A 17,909-nucleotide genomic window follows, 5' to 3' on the forward strand; every position below is an offset into this window, starting at 1 on the left:
CAGTGCCGATGATGGTGGATAGCTGGCCACTGTGCCGGCGGATGTGGTTTGATCGCTCATGGATGTCTCCTCCCAGTACGAATTGCTCCCCCGTGATGCGGACTTCCGTCACGTCATCAACTTGGTGTGAGCATAGAGGGGTTTGAAAATTTTTGTAGAAGGTAAGCAAAAATAAGGAGTTATATGTAAATAGTTTTCACAGATAGTCGAAAACTTGTAAATGAATTTGCGATTTTTCCGCTAACCCCTTTGTTTTTCACACTCTGCCCAAATTCTGTTTGCGCAAGCATTTGTTAACCTTTTGGGCTGGTTGCGACTAAGGTCGTAGCTACGCAGTATTGGGTATGGTGTGACATAATGTTGCGTGTCCTGAATGTGAGGCGCTAACAGTGCGGCGTGCCTGGGTCGCTCGCCCTCTGCGCGAATCCCCAGATTAGTCCTTGCGAGGAAGCGCGGATGCGCTACGCTCATGCCAAGACGGGAAAACCGTCGCATTTTGGGAGGAAATAATGAAAACGATCACTGCGAAATTACTGACAACAGCCCTTGCGATCAGCTTTGCTGGCGAAGCCCTTGCCACCGAATGGAATGTCTCGGTCTGGGGTAAGCGCCGCGCATTCACCGAACATGTTGAGAAACTGGCCGAGCTGGTGTCCGAGAAAACCGGTGGCGAATTCACAATGAATATCTCCTACGGTGGGCTGTCCAAAAACAAAGAAAACCTTGATGGCATTTCCATCGGGGCCTTTGAAGTCGCGCAGTTCTGTGCTGGCTATCACGCAGACAAGAACCGCGCGATCACTGTGCTTGAGTTGCCGTTCCTCGGTGTCAGCAACCTCGAAGAAGAGGTGGCCGTTAGCCATGCGGTTTATGCTCATCCTGCCGTCCAGGAGGAAATGGCACAGTGGAGCGCCAAGCTGCTGATGACCTCTCCTATGCCACAGTATAATATTGTTGGCACCGGCGATCCGCGTGATGAGCTGGCGGATTTTGACGGAATGCGGGTTCGTGCGACCGGCGGTTTGGGCAAAGCCTTTGCTGCTGTCGGCGGCGTGCCGACATCTGTGACCGCAACAGAAGCGTTCCAAGCCATGGACAGTGGTGTCGTCGACACCGTCGCCTTTGCTCAGCACGCGCATTTGGCCTTTGGTACGATCAACAAAGCCGATTGGTGGACTGCGAATCTGAACCCCGGCACGGTGAACTGCCCGGTTGTGGTGAACACTGATGCTTATGACAGCCTGTCAGACGAACATCGTGCCGCTCTTGACAGCTCGGTCGAAGAAGCGATTGCGCATTACCTCGCCAACTACGGAGCCCTGCTTGAGAAGTGGGATGGGGTTTTGGCCGAAAAAGGCGTGACCAAAGTGGAAATCAGCGAGGATGAGCTTGCGAAATTCCGCGATGTTGCGGGCAAGCCCATCCATGACGCATGGTTGGCAGATATGAGCGCCCAGGGCCTTCCAGCTCAGGAACTCTATGATCTTGTGTTCAAAACATTGGAAGACGTTCGCGCCGCGAACTGATTATGTCGGCCCCGATGCATCGTCGGGGCCGCAGTCTCTTGATCTGAGACGGGGCTAAAACGCGAAGATGCGTATTACAAAAGTTTTGCAAAGCTTTTGGGCGCGCGCCGCAAGTTTTTCAAACGATAAAGAGGGGGGCAGCGATGGCGGGTCAGTCAGCCGTGCTCAGCGATGACAGCCTAATCAGCAGGTTGGATCAAAAGCTTGAGCGTCTCGAAAGCGCCATGGCATTTTTGTCGGGCATCGGTGCGTTTTGCCTGATGATCCTGGCCGTGGTGTCTGTGTCCGGGCGCAATATGTTTAACAAGCCGCTACCGGGCTATGTGGATTGGATCGAACTGGCGATGCCGTTCATCGCAATCTTTGGCATTGCCTATGTGCAACGCTCTGGTGGTCATATTCGCATGGACATTCTTGTCGGGAGGCTCAAGGGGCGTCTGCTTTGGGTGATGGAATTCATCACCACCTTTGGAGTGTTGATCCTGATGTTGGCTTTGATCTGGGGGTCTTGGGCGCATTTTGATCGTAGCTTTGATTTCGGAAAGCCGAATTGGAGCCGAGACAGTTCGATTGATATCGGTTTGCCGATATGGCCTGCGAAACTCGTGGTGCCGGTGGCATTCTCAGTGATGGCCATGCGCGTTGTCATTCAACTATGGGGCTATGGGCGCGCGTTCGTCACTGGGCAAGAACGCCCCGTGGCGGTGCCATTGGTGCAAACAGTGGCAGAACAGGCCGCCGAAGAAGCGGCACATATCTCGGGGCATGATGACTGATGGACAAGATTGAAATTGGCCTCTGGGTGACCAGCGGCATGTTGGTCATGGTTGTTCTTGGCATGCGCGTCGCCTTTGCGGCAGGTCTGGCAGGTCTTATCGGGCTGGTCTGGCTGCGTTGGGATCAGTTCGGATATGACCCGGAGCGGCTATGGAAAGCCATTGAAATCAGCGTTAAAATCGCCGGGCAGGTGCCGCATTCCAAGGTAAGCAGTCAGGCGCTCAGCCTAATTCCGACCTTTATCCTTATTGGGTACCTTGCCTATTATGCCGGCCTGACCCGTGCATTGTTCGAAGCGGCTAAACGTTGGATCGCCTGGGTGCCGGGCGGTTTGGCGGTGTCGACTGTCTTTGCCACTGCTGGGTTTGCAGCGGTGTCGGGCGCATCCGTGGCCACTGCGGCGGTCTTTGCGCGTATTGCGATCCCTGAGATGCTCAAGGTCGGCTATGATAAACGGTTTGCAGCCGGGGTCGTGGCCGCTGGCGGCACTTTGGCAAGTCTTATCCCGCCGTCGGCGATCTTGGTGATCTACGCAATTATCGTCGAACAAGATGTGGGGCGTCTGTTGCTTGCTGGGTTTATTCCGGGTGTATTTTCCGCAATCATTTATGCGTTGTTGATCATCGGTCTTGCCTTGACCGTTCCAAACTTTGGTCCGCCTGTCACAGGGTTCACATGGCGGCAACGCTTTGCGTCACTGCCCCCGGCGCTGCCGATTGTTGCTGTGGTCGTGATCATAATTTGTTTTGTCTACAACCCCTTTGGCGGCGACGCTTGGGGTACCCCGACCGAAGGCGGCGCGATTGGCGCGTTTATCGTCTTTTGCATGGCGCTGTTCCAAGGCATGCGGATGAGTGAACTCAAAGACGCCTTGAAGGAGACGGCCAAGCTCACGATCATGATCTTTTCGATCATTTGGGGCGTGTTGATCTATGTGCGTTTCCTGGGCTTTGCCGATCTTCCGACCGCCTTTGCCGATTGGATCACGTCGCTGGAATATTCACCGATGTTGATCTTGGTGTGTATCCTGTTGGCCTATGCGGTGCTCGGCATGTTTATGGATGCCATCGGCATGCTGCTTTTGACCCTACCGGTGGTCTACCCGGCGGTCATGGCGCTGAACGGTGGCGAAACTGTTGCGGCAGCGGATAGCGCCTTTGGCATGTCCGGCACGATGTGCGCAATTTGGTTCGGGATTTTGGTGGTGAAAATGGCTGAGTTTTGCCTGATCACCCCGCCCATCGGCTTGAACTGTTTCGTGGTTGCCGGGGTTCGCCCGGAACTGTCCGTCCAAGACGTGTTTCGCGGAGTTACACCTTTCTTTATCGCGGACGCTGTGACGATCGCATTGTTGGTGGCGTTTCCGGCGATTGTGCTGTGGTTGCCATCATTGGCATAGCGCGTAGTGTTCGAGACCATTTCCTCGATCTTGAAAGGCCCGGCATCGCTCGGGCCTTTTGTCATTAAAGTTTCACTTGGCGAATTCCAAAAATTTCCGTAATTCCAGAAATATGGAAAAAGAAGTGATCTCTCAGCTTTCGGCCTTGGCACATGAGCGGCGTTTGGCCGTATTCCGGCTGTTGATGCGCCGCTACCCGGATGCCATTGCAGCCGGTGAAATCGCGCAGATATTGGAGTTACCTGCCTCATCATTGTCAACCTGTTTGGCGCATCTGCGACAGGCAAGGCTAGTGACGCAAAACCGTGATGGAACGTCTCTACAATATACTGCTGATGCCGGGTCCGCTTCGCAATTGGTTGGATATCTGTCCTCGGATTGTTGTCGGGGCCGCCCCGAGCAATGTCTGTCTTTCAGCGCGCCTATGGAGGCCAATATGTCTCAGCGAAAACACAACGTTTTATTCCTTTGCTCGGGCAATTCGGCCCGCTCTATCTTTGCTGAAACCCTGCTGCGTGCCGAGGCCGGTGACCGCTTTGACGTCTATTCGGCCGGCACCCGACCACAGTCTGAGCTGAACCCTTACGCGGTCGATCTGTTGGCCTCTAAAGGCTTCGACACCAGCTCTTTAAAAGCCAAAAACGTAAATGAGTTTCGCGGCGAGGATGCGCCAGGAATGGACTTCGTTTTTACCGTTTGCGACAGCGCCGCCAACGAAGAATGCCCGCCGTGGCCCGGACAACCAATGAATGGCCATTGGGGGCAGCCTGACCCTGTCAAAGCCGAAGGCACCGACGCGGAAAAGCGATTGGCCTTCCAACAGGTATATGGCGCATTGCGCAACCGGGTTCGGGCCTTTGCTGCGCTTCCGTTTGAGACATTGGATCGCGCCAGCCTGCAAAACAGCATCGACGACATCGCCAAAACGAAAGATTAACATATGACAACTTACGCGATTAACGGCCTGGGCCGTATGGGAAAACTGGTTATCAAGCCGATGCTTGAAGCGGGATCAAAAATTGCATGGGTCAATGATGCGGTTGGCGATGCCGCGATGCATGCCCATCTCATGGAATTTGACACGGTGCATGGGCGATGGGACGCGGAATTTTCCAGCGATGACGACAGCATCACCATCAATGGCACCCGAATTCCAACCTACCAAACCCGTGATTTGGCAGACCTGCCAATGGAGGGGGTGGACGTGGTGATTGATTGCACCGGATATTTCAAAACCGAAGCCCGCATTCAGCCCTATTTCGATGCAGGGATAAAAAAGGTGGTGGTGTCCGCCCCGGTCAAGGATGGCAATGCGGCGAACCTCGTGATTGGTGTGAACGATGACATCTATGACCCGGCGGTGCATAACATCGTCACTGCTGCGTCTTGCACAACCAACTGCCTTGCCCCGGTGGTCAAGGTGATCCACGAAGGTTTGGGCATCAAACATGGCTCAATGACGACCATCCACGATGTTACCAACACCCAGACCATCGTCGACAAACCACACAAGGACCTGCGCCGCGCGCGTTCGGCTTTAAACTCGCTGATCCCAACCTCGACGGGCTCGGCCACCGCAATTACGCTGATCTATCCCGAGCTTACGGGGCGGCTGAACGGCCATGCGGTGCGGGTGCCCTTGTTGAACGCCTCTCTCACGGATTGCGTTTTTGAAGTGGAGCGTGCCACGACTGTGGAAGAGGTCAACGCGATGTTCAAAGCCGCCTCCGAAGGTGAGCTGAACGACATTCTCGGCTATGAAACACGCCCGTTGGTCTCGACCGATTACGTCAATGATGCGCGCAGCTCGATTGTTGATGCGCTTTCGACCATGGTTGTGAACGGCACGCAGGTCAAAATCTACGCGTGGTATGACAATGAGTGGGGTTATGCGCACCGCTTGGCGGATGTCGCCCACAAAGTCGGCGCGTCTCTGTAGGTGAAATGATGGATCAGGCTGAGAAAAAATCTCAAGGCGTGGCGGCTTATATTGCCGTTACCGCCGCCTATTGGGCCTTTATGCTCACCGATGGCGCGTTGCGCATGTTGGTGCTGCTTCATTTTCACAGCTTGGGATTTTCGCCGGTTCAACTGGCCTACCTGTTCTTGCTGTATGAACTGGCTGGTATCGTGACCAACCTGTCGGCGGGGTGGATCGCGGCGCGGTTTGGGCTGACCAGCACGTTATATGTTGGGCTTGGTTTGCAAATCGTTGCCCTTTTGGCTTTGGCGCAGCTTGATCCAAGTTGGGGGCTGACGGCGTCGGTCGTGTTCGTCATGGCGGTGCAAGGGCTCTCGGGCGTGGCCAAAGATTTGTCCAAAATGTCGGCCAAATCTGCGGTGAAACTTTTGGCGCCAACAGGGCAAGGCGGGTTGTTCAAATGGGTGGCGGCGCTAACAGGCTCCAAAAACGCTGTGAAAGGGGTTGGCTTCTTGCTGGGGGCGGGCCTTTTGGCTCTGGCTGGCTTTGTCCCAGCCGTTCTGGGCATGGCGGCGGCGTTGGCTGTGGTGCTGATCGCGATTATCCTGCGCATGCCGCCCGGTCTTCCCGGTGGCAAAAAAGACGCCAAATTCAAAGACGTGCTGTCAAAAGATCGCAACATCAATTGGCTCAGCTTTGCCCGTGTTTTCCTGTTTGGTGCCCGAGATGTGTGGTTTGTCGTCGGTATCCCGGTATATTTCTATGCGGTCTTGTCTGATGGCTCGCATGAGGGGAACCGGTTGGCCTTCTTTACCATCGGCAGTTTTATGGCGGTCTGGACGATCCTTTATGGGGCTGTGCAAGGGGCCGCGCCAAACCTTCTGCGCGCCAAGGAACGCCCAGAACATGAGATCGTTTCGGCGGCGCGCACATGGGCTGCGGCGTTGATGATCGTTCCCGTAACGTTGGCAGGTTTGGTCTGGATGTCGGACGAGCCCGCGATGTGGTTAACGATTTGCCTGATCCTCGGGCTGTTGATCTTTGGCGCAATATTTGCGGTGAACTCATCGCTGCATTCCTACCTCATCCTCGCCTTTTCCAAGGGGGAACGGGTGACGATGGATGTCGGCTTTTACTATATGGCCAATGCTGCGGGGCGTTTGTTGGGCACACTTTTGTCTGGGCTGAGCTACCAGATTGGTGGTATTGTGCTTTGCCTGTTTGTGGCGGCCTTTATGCTTGCAATGAGCGCTGTCGGAGCGAGCAAACTCACTCTGGATCAAGCCGCCAAACGCTGAGGCATCTTTAAAATCGCTTCGACAGGTACGGGTGGGGAAAACAAAAATCCCTGCCCAAGCGGACAGCCGAGACCACGAAGAATTTGCAATTGCTTCTTTGTTTCAATGCCTTCGGCAATCGCCTTGCCGCCCAAAGTGTTTGCGAACCCAAACATCGTTTCGCAGAGCGATTGGGCCTGAACGTTAAATTGCAGGTCGCGCACAAAGCCACGGTCGATTTTGAGATAATCAAAATCGTGGTCCAAAAAGTAGAGCAGACTGGAATACCCGGCCCCAAAATCATCCAGCGCTAGCTGCGCACCCGCAGCCCGCAGTTGGGCGAGTTGCGCAGACACTGACGGGTCGGGAGACAACAAAGCGCTTTCTGTGATTTCAATGACAAAGGAGCAATCAGACTGGGTGGCTCGAGAAATCAGGTTTTCCCATTCCCGTTGATGATCGGGGTGATGGTGCATCAACTCGACAGCGGAAACATTCACACAGGCCTGAAACGCACCTCCGAAATGGCGCTGCATTCTCGGCAAATCACGGCTGCTTTGCTCCAACACTCGATCCCCAATATGCGAGATCAGATTGGTATCTTCTGCCAATTGAATAAACCGGTTAGGGCTTAGAAGCCCCAAACGGGGATGGTTCCATCGTACCAAAGCTTCGGCCTTGGCAATGCGGCCCGATCTCAGTTCCACAACTGGCTGGTACAAAAGCATAAATTCGTCCTGATCCAATCCGTTGCGCAATTCGTCAACCAGTCGAATTTGATCATCCGCCTTTTGTCCAATTTCGGGCGAATAGGTCAAATAGCCGCGTGCCGACGTCTCTTTGGCTTCATATAGCGCAATCTCAGCCTTTTTGATTAGGTCGTCTGGATCGCGGCATTGATCATCTGCGGCGGCCATTCCTGCGGAAATGTTCGGTATGATCTTTGCTCCGCTAATATGGATCGGCATTTGAAGAATTGAAACAAAGTCCAACAATATATCATTGAGGTTTTTATGATTTGGTATGTGTGAAATCGTTACCGCAAATTCATCACCAGCATGGCGCGCGACAAACCCGTTTTCATTTATGTGCCTCGTAAGTCGATGGGCGATTTTCGTCAAAACGCGGTCTCCCATCGTGTAGCCCATTTGACGATTGATGGATTTTAGTCCTTCGATGTCAAATAAAATCAGGCCGGAAGTTTCGTCTTGGGCATGATCCTGCAATAGTAAATCGGCCAAATGCAAGACGAGGTGTTGACGATTGGGGAGCCCGGTCAGTGAATCGGTTAACACCTGTTTCTGCAAGGCTTCCGATGCGGTGATTAGGCGGGTTATATCCGTCAAACTTAGACGTATCAGTGAGCCGGCCTGAGAGGGAAGTGGCGACAAAGTGACAGTGAATGTTCGCATAAGGCCAATTTCGTTTCGGCTGCGCCATTCCAACAGCACTGAACGACCTTCAGCAGCCGATCTGATGTGGTTTTCCAAGGTCTTGGTCGATGGCGATCCAGCCCAATCTCCTAGTTTTGCAAGTTCGCAAAACTGCAGCTGCTCTATTGTGGCATCTTCTGAGGTTGAAAATAGCTGCAAAGCGTGGCTGTTGGCTTGGATGAAACGGCCGGTTTCAACGTCTAATATTGCGACGGCCTCAGGTGCGTGATTGATTAAGGCCTGAATTTGCTGTGCTCGCAAATTGGATTTTTTACAGGCATTCTCCCAATAGGAGCGCAATTGTACTATGATGGTTATTCCGAAGAATGAGATAAGAGCCAAACCGATTCCGACGCTCGTCCAATTGGAAGGCTCAGTGCTATATCCTACCAAGTCTTGCGACGGCGTAAATAGGCCCTGTGAAGAAAGACCCGCGAGCGCAAAGAATATCGTCAAACAGGCCGCAAAGAAAAAGTAGCCAAATCGCCTGCCAACTGTTGAGACCGCCAATAGAGGAACCAGAACAAGTCCGAAAAGGGCAGGGCCTGAGGGGCCGAATTGCAACAATCCCAACACTGACATCAAGAGCAAGCTGAAAAGCAAGCCTTTCATCCTGACCTGGTCTGACATTTTCACCGAACCAAGCGCAAAAAACAGTCCAACTAAAATTGTCACGAGTTGATAAATACGAAGAGAGGGTAAGCCTGTTTGCGTTATCCTGATCATGACGATGCAAAGAGCACCGCCCAGCATCGCGCCAGCCAAACGAAAAACCAGCTTTCCAAAGGTTTCGAACTCCGCTTCCAGCTCGCCCGATCGATGTTTAAGATGGTTTTTTTCATCCACTCTGGCCACGGGGTAAACTCAACCTTTTAATGAAGTTCGGCTAGATCAATTTTACAATGATGCTCTGCCGAAAATGCACTTGTTAAAGTCAGATTAGGGTTATGCTAACGAATTCAAGGGCTGAAATCTATCCTGAAGACTTCGAGTGTTAAAGTTTGTTAACCTGCGGGTGGATCTATTTCTGCTAGGATGCTCCTTTTGTTAACTAATTTGCAAAACTGTGACAGTCTCAATGAGAGATGCCAGTCTCAGTTTTGCGTGCTGGAAACGCGTCCAATCATCCTCTAACCTCCAAGTGGTATTTGGATTCAGTGATCGCGTTTTAGCGGTGCGATCGTATGCAGACTGGCAAAAGGCCTCATCATCACGTGTTCGTTTTACAACTGAAATTGCAACTTACCCAATCTACTCAAAAAACGGGCGTGTCAGTCCCTTGTGCCCAAGCTTTACAGTTTGAGGAGGGGCTGACTTGGTGAGCTTACCGCAGCAGTTCGACACGGGTCACAAAGCTGGAATACGCCCCCTTCGAAGCCGCTTGCAGGCCATGGTTTTACTGGTCGCACTGCCAAGTGCTGCCAGTATCGTCTACTTTGGTTTTGATAGCTATCGGACGGAGATTGAGAGAACGTCGCTGGAAACGCAACGGATCACGACCCAGCTAGTGACAACCCAGCAGTCCATGATTTCTGACAGCCGAGATTTTCTAAAGACACTGGCGACCTCTGATGCCATTGATCCCCCTTCGGCCCCAGAATGCAGCGTCTACTTGGATCAAGTTCTACGCTTGTCGAAACAGTTTCAGAATTTAGGAGTGCTAGATGCACAGGGGCGCTTGCTTTGCAACGCTGTGCCCAGTGGCGATTTACGCACCCTGTCTGATAGGCCGTATATACGGGCTGCGCTTGATGAAAAGTCTTTTAGTATCAGTCGTTACTTCGCGGATCCTTCTGCAGGAACTGTCCGTATTAGCCTCGCATATCCAGTTTTATCCAACCCAGATCAAGACGCAACCGGGGCGGTCGTTGCGGTGCTTGAACCCGATTGGTGGACAAATCAATTGATGCTGGGGGCCATTCCCTCAGAGGCCTTCGCAACGATGACTGATCGTGATGGTGTCATCGTGTCCATTCATCCGCCCGACCCGTCGGCCTTGGGTCAAACATTCGCGCAGCATGCGGGGGCAGAGCGTAGCGCCCCGCTTGAAAACGGCTCGGTTTTTCGCGGTGCAGACGGCATTAGACGTGTCTTTTCACAGCAGATTATGATCGAAGACGGGGGCGGGCAGCCGCTTGTGGTGAGCCTTGGCCTACCTGTAAACAGTGCCTTTGATGCGGCACGTAATACGGTTCTTTTGCGTTTGGCGATCTTGTGTTCTCTGGCTGCTATTTTTAGCGTTTTAGCCCTCAGAATGCTGGAAAGACAGATACTTAGGCCGTTAACAGCGCTCAATCACGCTATTCAAGGGTTTGAAAAAGGCCAGGTTGAAGACGAAATTCTGGACCCGCATGCCACCAAAGTCGCTGACTTCGAAAACATCTCAGGCAGCTTTAAACGCATGTCTCATGCACGCCTCACCGCAGAGGCTCTGGAAACCGAGCGTCGCCAGCAATTGCAGGCGCTGTTGGAAGCCCTGCCTGACACCTATTTCCGCCTTGCCAAGGATGGGACCATCTTGGATTACAAGGCTGCGGATGAGCAAGATTTGCTCATGTCTCCCGAAATGTTTTTGGGGCGGCGTGTGGAAGAAATTTTCCCTCCAGACGTTCACGCCTTGTTCGAGGCAAATGTCCAGCGCTTTCGCAGTACTGGCAAGGCCGTAACTTGGGAGTACGAGCTGGAGATCAACAATATTCGGACTGATTTTGAAGCAAGATTGCGCGCGATACCAGGGTCTGAAGAGACCGTTCTGGTCGTGCGCAACATTTCTGAGGTCAAGCGTGCGCGCGAAAAAATATTGCTTCAGGCTCGGACCGATTTTCTCACCCGCTTGCCCAACCGGGCCAGTCTGACAGCCGAAGCCGAAGCGGCGGCCTACGAAGCCAAACAGCTGGGCCAGTCTTTGATTTTGATGTTTATTGATCTGGATGGCCTGAAGAAAGTGAACGACCGTTTGGGGCATGCCACTGGCGATGGGTTGCTCAAACTCGTTGCGCAACGCATGCGCAGTTGCGTGTCAGACACCGATTTTGTGGCACGGCATGCTGGGGACGAGTTTGTGATTTTGTTGCGTGGGGCAACGGCGTTGCAACGGGTTGACCGGGTCGCGCAGCGTGTCTTAGCAACGATGCAGCGCCCGTTTGAAGTCGGCACAGAAACCGTTTCGATTGCTGCGTCGATTGGTATTGCGCGCAGTCCGGATGATGCAACCACACCGCAGGCTTTGCTCAGCGCGGCGGATCAGGCCATGTACTTGGCAAAAGCTGAGGGTGGTGGCCGTATCCGGCATTACACGCCTGAGATCGGTCATCGGAATGCCCATCGATTGCGGATGTTGGATGATCTGCATCGCGCCTTGGAATTTGGCGAGTTTGAACTTTATTATCAGCCGATTGTTGACCTCAGAACCGGTCGTATCGTTTTGGCAGAGGCGTTGTTGCGTTGGAACCATCCCGAGTTTGGAGTGCTAACGCCAGATCGGTTTTTGTCCTTTGCGGAGGAGGCGGGGCTGATGGTTGCTCTTGGCGATACAGGATTGCAGCAGGCCTGCCGTGATTTGACGGCGTTTCGCGACCATTTCGGCGCGGGTTTTCAGGTCTGTGTGAACCATTCTCCGACGGAACTGAGCGCGCGCGAAAATGGCGAAGGATTGGATTGGGCCAGCTATATTTGCCAAAATACACCGCCCGATGCCTCGATCCTGATTGAGATCACCGAAGGGGCTCTTCTCGACCCGACGCCCTTTACGCTTGAAACACTGAAATCGTTTCGGAATTCGGGGATCGAAGTGGCGCTGGACGATTTCGGCGCAGGATACTCCAGTTTGATCTATTTCCTGAATAACGAGTTTGATTACCTCAAAATCGACCGCGAATTCGCGCAGAACGCACCAGAAAGCGTGCGTGCAACCGGGCTTTGCGAGACAATCTTGGGTTTGTCACAACGCCTTGGGAGCAAAGCCATTGCAGAAGGGATTGAACGCGAAGCTCAGCTGCGGTTCTTCCAGCAACGCGGCTGTGCTTTGGGACAAGGTTACTTGTTCTCCAAGGCCCTTTCCAAGGACGAGTTCTTGAAACTGTCCACCACGATTGAGTTTGTTGCCGCCTAGATCTTTCATCCATAGGCATAGGGGGCTTAGCGGCCTTAGTATCGGAGACAGACGCCCCAAGTTGTCGTCTTGCGGTGGCAAGCCCGTCCAGTCTCAGGTGCGCAGCGCACCCGCGTTCGGCTCGTAAACCTCCAGAAAAATCAGCCATCGGTGCCCTAAACCGGCTTGGGCTGCTTGCTGGACTTTGCGCCGAAAGCGTTTCATGCTTTGGAACGTTCAACGGGCATCTTTGCTCTGAACATGATGACAACCCGTGTTTTTGTTGAATCGAAGCACAACAGAATGAAATGAGATCGTGTCACGATGGCGACAACCACGGTATCGGGCAAAGGGCCCGCGGCAGCATCTACCAAACTGACCCAAGACCCCCATGCCGTGCGCGAGACGCCCGAGCGGAATCTTGAAGTTGCCATTGGACGCCAGGTCCGCGAGTTGCGCAAACGGCAGCGCCTGACAGGGGCGGACCTTGCCAATTTGTCAGGCTTGTCTGTGGGCATGCTGTCAAAGATTGAAAATGGTGCAACTTCGCCGTCTCTGACGACATTGCAAGTGTTGGCCAACGCGTTGAGCGTTCCGGTAATGCAGCTATTCTCAGGGTACGAAGAGCGACGAGGCGCGATGCAGGTCAAAGCCGGGGAGGGGGCTGAGGCCGAGCGTGCTGGCACCCGAGCAGGGCATCAATACCAGTTGCTGGGCCATATCGGATCGAACAATTCAGGTGTGGTGGTTGAGCCGTATTTGATTGTACTGACCACCGAAAGTGATCGGTTCCCGATGTTTCAGCACGAGGGTATTGAAATGCTCTATATGCTGGAGGGCATCGTTGATTACCGCCACGGCGATCAGATTTACCGGATGGAGCCGGGCGACAGTCTTTTGTTTGATGCTGATGCTCCGCATGGGCCCGAAGTCTTGGTGAGTCTTCCGGCGCGATACCTGTCGATTATCACCTATCCGCAGCAGAAATAGTCTTTTCTACGCCTAATGTTTGATCATTGCTGGGGTGTTGGCCTTTGATTTGGGCAACGCTCAGGGTGATGTGCGTCTGGTGAATAATTTTTCTCGAGGGTGAAAATACCCATTGAGCGTGAAGTAATTTTCCTGCTAGGAAACTTACGACGGCCCTCGGCCGATAGCGAACGGAGATGACTATGTGTGGTATCGTAGGATTATTCCTAAAAAAGGAAGAGCTGCACCCGAGCTTGGGAAATCTGCTTACGGACATGCTGATCACTATGTCGGATCGTGGCCCCGACAGTGCGGGGATCGCGATTTACGGTGACGCGAATGGGGACAAAGCAAAGTTTACAATTCAATCAGACGCCCCCGATGAGGCATTTGATGGGATTGAACAGGCGCTGAGTGCAGAAATCGGCGCGCCGGTATCGCTCAAGGTGGTCAGCACCCATGCGGTACTTAGCGTGCCACGTGAGGCCGAGTCCGCCACCAGTGCTTGGCTAGAAGACAGGGGCCTGCGGATTATGGGCTCTGGGCAGTCAATGGAAATATACAAAGAGGTCGGCCTGCCACGGGAAGTTGCCGATCGTTTTGGTCTGCGCGACATGGGCGGGAGCCACGGAATTGGCCACACACGCATGGCGACAGAATCCTCGGTCACCACCATGGGCGCGCATCCGTTTTCAACCGCAAATGATCAGTGTCTGGTCCACAACGGGTCTTTGTCGAACCACAACCAGATGCGGCGCAAGCTGGCCAAGAAGGGTGTGTTGACCCGGTCTGAAAATGACACGGAAGTCGGCGCGGCATATATCTCGTCGCGCGTCGCCGAGGGGGCATCTTTGGGGGAGGCCCTCGAAGGGACGCTCAAAGATCTGGATGGGTTCTTTACTTTTGTCGCCGGGACAAAAGACGGGTTCGGCGTGGTGAGAGACCCCATCGCCTGCAAACCCGCCGTGATGGCTGAAACCGATGATTATGTCGCTTTTGCCAGTGAATACCGCGCCTTTGCGGACCTGCCTGGCATCGAAAATGCCCGTGTCTGGGAACCTGAACCTGCAACCGTCTATTTCTGGGAGCGTTGATCTATGACTGTCACTCTCGACATGGCGCAAATTGATCTGCGCAGCGTCAATACCACCCTTCAATCCGCGGCCAAAGCTACGGACCACGATGATTTTGTCATTGAAAACCCACGCGGGAGCCATGCCATGGCTTGCGGGCTGGATGGGGCCGTCACTGTAACGGTCAAAGGATCGACCGGCTATTACTGCGCGGGTATGAACAAAGAGGCGCTTATCACTGTTCAGGGCTCTGCTGGTCCCGGCGTTGCTGAAAATATGATGTCTGGCACTGTCACCATTGAAGGCGACGCAAGCCAATATGCCGGGGCGACAGGGCATGGCGGATTGCTCAACATCAAGGGGAACGCATCAAGCCGCTGCGGCATTTCGATGAAGGGGATCGACATCGTAGTGCATGGCAATATCGGCCATATGTCGGCCTTCATGGCGCAAAAAGGCAACCTTGTTGTTTTGGGCGATGCGGGTGATGCGTTGGGCGACAGCCTGTATGAAGCCCGTTTGTTTGTGCGTGGGGATGTCAAATCTCTTGGCGCGGACTGCGTCGAAAAAGAGATGCGCCCTGAGCATATCGCGATCTTGGCCGATCTCTTGGACAAGGCAGGTGCCGACGCCAAGCCCCAAGACTTCAAGCGATATGGGTCGGCTCGCAAACTTTACAATTTCAACATTGACCACGCCGGCGAATACTAGGAGCGCGACAGATGGAAGACACACCAAACACCCTGCCGCGTCAGTCGTGGACGTTTTCGAACGAGATCAATTCGGAAATTCGACGTGCTGCGGCGACCGGCATTTATGACATTCGGGGCGGTGGCGCAAAGCGTCGCGTGCCGCATTTCGACGATCTGCTATTCCTTGGCGCTTCGATGAGCCGCTATCCTTTGGAAGGCTATCGCGAGAAATGCACAACCAGTGTGACGCTGGGCACCCGTTTCGCCAAAAATCCGATTGAGCTGGATATCCCGATCACCATTGCGGGCATGTCCTTTGGATCGCTCTCGGGTCCGGCCAAAGAGGCTTTGGGACGCGGGGCGACCATGGCGGGCACATCCACCACCACCGGGGATGGTGGCATGACCGAAGAAGAACGCGGGCATTCGCAAAAGCTTGTCTATCAGTATCTTCCAAGCCGCTACGGCATGAACCCAGATGATTTGCGCCGGGCCGATGCGATTGAGATCGTTGTCGGGCAGGGGGCCAAGCCAGGCGGGGGCGGTATGCTGCTTGGGCAAAAAATTACGGAACGGGTGGCTGGCATGCGGTGTCTGCCAGAAGGCATCGACCAGAGATCGGCCTGCCGTCATCCTGATTGGACCGGTCCTGATGATCTTGAGATCAAGATTTTGGAACTTCGCGAAATTACCAATTGGGAAAAGCCGATTTACGTTAAGATCGGTGGCGCACGCCCCTATTATGATACTGCTCTGGCCGTGAAAGCGGGCGCTGATGTGGTGGTTATGGACGGAATGCAGGGTGGCACAGCCGCGACGCAAGACGTGTTTATCGAACATGTTGGTCAGCCGACCTTGGCTTGTATCCGCCCCGCCGTACAGGCGTTGCAGGATCTGGGCATGCATCGCGAAGTACAGCTGGTTGTGTCGGGCGGTATTCGAAACGGAGCAGATGTGGCCAAGGCATTGGCTCTTGGTGCGGATGCTGTGTCGGTGGGCACCGCCGCCTTGGTGGCCTTGGGCGACAATGATCCCAAGTGGGAAGCCGAGTACCAGAAACTCGGATCGACCGCAGGTGCCTATGATGATTGGCACGAAGGTCGTGACCCGGCTGGGATCACGACGCAGGACCCTGAGTTGATGGCCCGGCTCGACCCAACGGAAGCAGGCCGTCGTTTGCGAAATTACCTCAACGTCATGACGTTGGAATGCCAAACTTTGGCGCGGGCCTGTGGCAAGAGTCATGTTCACAACCTTGAGCCAGAAGACTTGTGTGCCTTGACGATGGAGGCCGCAGCAATGGCCCAGGTGCCGCTGGCTGGCACAAATTGGTACCCCGGCAAAGCCGGTTTTTGAAAGACCCATCGGGCGGGGAGTGATCTTCGCCCATGCACAAACCAATAGGGACCGACAAAAATGACTGATCTCGCCGCTTTTGCCCAGGAAAAGGGTATCAAGTATTTTATGATTTCGTTCACCGACCTCTTTGGTGGGCAGCGCGCCAAACTTGTGCCTGCGCAGGCCATTGCAGACATGCAACAAGATGGTGCCGGTTTTGCCGGGTTCGCGACCTGGCTGGACATGACCCCTGCGCATCCCGACATGCTGGCTGTGCCTGATCCAGACACGGTTATCCAACTGCCATGGAAACCCGAGGTGGCATGGGTTGCTGCCAATCCTGTGATGGAAGGGGCCGATGTCAGCCAGGCACCGCGCAACGTTCTGCGCAAGCTGGTCGCCGAAGCGGCCGACTTGGGTCTGAACGTCAAAACCGGGATTGAAGCGGAATTCTTCTTGCTGACACCGGAAGGGGATAAAATTTCGGACCCTGCTGATACGGCGGAAAAACCCTGTTATGACCAACAGGCCGTGATGCGCCGCTACGATGTGATTGCCGAAGTGTGTGATTACATGCTGGAGCTAGGTTGGGGCCCGTATCAAAACGACCATGAGGACGCCAATGGCCAGTTCGAAATGAATTGGGAATTTGACGACGCCTTGAAGACCGCCGACAAACACAGCTTTTTCAAATTCATGGTTAAATCTGTCGCCGAAAAACATGGTTTGCGGGCGACGTTTATGCCCAAACCCGTGGAAGGGCTGACGGGCAATGGTTGCCACGCGCATATCTCGGTTTGGGACCTTGAAAGCAAGACCAACGTCTTTGCGACCCAAAAGGGCGAGGGGCAAACCGGAGAATTGGGGCTGTCAGAGCAGGGTAAGTTTTTCCTAGGCGGGATCATGAAACACGCGAGCGCATTGCCCGCGCTCACCAACCCAACCGTTAACAGCTACAAGCGGATCAATGCGCCCCGGACGATGTCCGGCGCAACATGGGCCCCTAATACGGTCACATGGACCGGCAATAACCGGACACATATGGTGCGCGTTCCGGGGCCTGGCCGTTTTGAATTGCGCCTGCCAGACGGGGCCGCGAACCCCTATCTGTTGCAAGCGGTTATCATTGCAGCCGGTTTGTCGGGCATCCAAACCAAGGCAGATCCCGGCCCGCGCTATGATATCGATATGTATGCCGAAGGCCACAAGATCACCGATGCGCCCAAATTGCCGTTGAACCTTCTTGATGCGATCCGCTGGTTCGATGAGGATCCCGATCTCAAGGCAAAGCTCGGCACTGAGTTTTCGAATTCCTACATCAAGATGAAGATGCAGGAATGGAATTCTTTTGTGACCCATTTTTCGCAATGGGAACGTGACAACACGCTCGATATCTAACCCGATAGCAGGAATG

At 54.0% G+C, this 17,909-nt stretch carries 13 protein-coding genes; 12 read left to right on the plus strand and 1 reads right to left on the minus strand.

Features of this window, described 5'->3' with window-relative positions:
* Positions 1-509 precede the first annotated feature (509 nt).
* From ACRBB0_RS20000 to arsJ, 6 genes are all read left to right on the plus strand, one after another.
* A complete protein-coding gene (locus ACRBB0_RS20000) occupies positions 510-1,526 on the plus strand; it encodes a C4-dicarboxylate TRAP transporter substrate-binding protein (protein WP_431376233.1) in 1,017 nt (338 codons plus the stop codon).
* A gap of 143 nt (positions 1,527-1,669) precedes the next feature.
* Entirely contained in the window at positions 1,670-2,302 is a 633-nt protein-coding gene (locus tag ACRBB0_RS20005; protein ID WP_431376234.1) for a TRAP transporter small permease subunit, read from the plus strand.
* Positions 2,302-3,702, plus strand: coding sequence for a TRAP transporter large permease (locus ACRBB0_RS20010; RefSeq protein ID WP_431376235.1), 1,401 nt, complete (start codon positions 2,302-2,304; stop codon positions 3,700-3,702). The genes ACRBB0_RS20005 and ACRBB0_RS20010 overlap by 1 nt, the downstream gene beginning before the upstream one ends.
* A 112-nt stretch (positions 3,703-3,814) precedes the next feature.
* Positions 3,815-4,639 carry an ArsR family transcriptional regulator gene (locus ACRBB0_RS20015; RefSeq protein ID WP_431376236.1) on the plus strand — a complete coding sequence of 275 codons (825 nt, stop codon included), beginning with the start codon at positions 3,815-3,817 and terminating at the stop codon, positions 4,637-4,639.
* A gap of 3 nt (positions 4,640-4,642) precedes the next feature.
* A complete protein-coding gene (locus tag ACRBB0_RS20020; RefSeq protein ID WP_431376237.1) occupies positions 4,643-5,641 on the plus strand; it encodes an ArsJ-associated glyceraldehyde-3-phosphate dehydrogenase in 999 nt (332 codons plus the stop codon).
* Between the two features lie 8 nt (positions 5,642-5,649).
* Positions 5,650-6,921, plus strand: a complete 1,272-nt coding sequence (arsJ, locus tag ACRBB0_RS20025) for an organoarsenical effux MFS transporter ArsJ (protein ID WP_431376310.1) — start codon at positions 5,650-5,652, stop codon at positions 6,919-6,921.
* Here the strand turns inward: arsJ and ACRBB0_RS20030 are convergent.
* Positions 6,903-8,675: a putative bifunctional diguanylate cyclase/phosphodiesterase gene (locus ACRBB0_RS20030; RefSeq protein ID WP_431376238.1), complete on the minus strand. Its 1,773-nt coding sequence runs from the start codon at positions 8,673-8,675 to the stop codon at positions 6,903-6,905. The genes arsJ and ACRBB0_RS20030 overlap by 19 nt on opposite strands.
* Positions 8,676-9,651: 976 nt before the next feature.
* Here ACRBB0_RS20030 and ACRBB0_RS20035 point away from each other — a divergent pair.
* The 6 genes from ACRBB0_RS20035 (at position 9,652) to glnT (ending at position 17,893) form a co-directional block, all read left to right on the plus strand.
* Positions 9,652-12,444: a bifunctional diguanylate cyclase/phosphodiesterase gene (locus tag ACRBB0_RS20035; protein WP_431376239.1), complete on the plus strand. Its 2,793-nt coding sequence runs from the start codon at positions 9,652-9,654 to the stop codon at positions 12,442-12,444.
* 303 nt (positions 12,445-12,747) lie between these two features.
* Entirely contained in the window at positions 12,748-13,413 is a 666-nt protein-coding gene (locus ACRBB0_RS20040) for a helix-turn-helix domain-containing protein (RefSeq protein WP_431376240.1), read from the plus strand.
* 182 nt (positions 13,414-13,595) lie between these two features.
* The gene (locus tag ACRBB0_RS20045; protein ID WP_431376241.1) at positions 13,596-14,486 is read left to right on the plus strand and encodes a class II glutamine amidotransferase; all 891 of its coding nucleotides are present in this window, start codon (positions 13,596-13,598) and stop codon (positions 14,484-14,486) included.
* Positions 14,487-14,489: 3 nt separating this feature from the next.
* Positions 14,490-15,176 (plus strand): protein GlxC, encoded by a 687-nt coding sequence (locus tag ACRBB0_RS20050; protein WP_431376242.1) that lies wholly within the window; start codon positions 14,490-14,492, stop codon positions 15,174-15,176.
* A gap of 11 nt (positions 15,177-15,187) precedes the next feature.
* The gene (locus tag ACRBB0_RS20055) at positions 15,188-16,513 is read left to right on the plus strand and encodes an FMN-binding glutamate synthase family protein (protein WP_431376243.1); all 1,326 of its coding nucleotides are present in this window, start codon (positions 15,188-15,190) and stop codon (positions 16,511-16,513) included.
* 60 nt (positions 16,514-16,573) lie between these two features.
* The gene (glnT, locus tag ACRBB0_RS20060) at positions 16,574-17,893 is read left to right on the plus strand and encodes a type III glutamate--ammonia ligase (protein WP_431376244.1); all 1,320 of its coding nucleotides are present in this window, start codon (positions 16,574-16,576) and stop codon (positions 17,891-17,893) included.
* The last annotated feature ends 16 nt before the right edge of the window (positions 17,894-17,909 follow it).

It is taken from the genome of Pelagimonas sp. (assembly GCF_050633425.1).
Lineage (GTDB): Bacteria > Pseudomonadota > Alphaproteobacteria > Rhodobacterales > Rhodobacteraceae > Pelagimonas.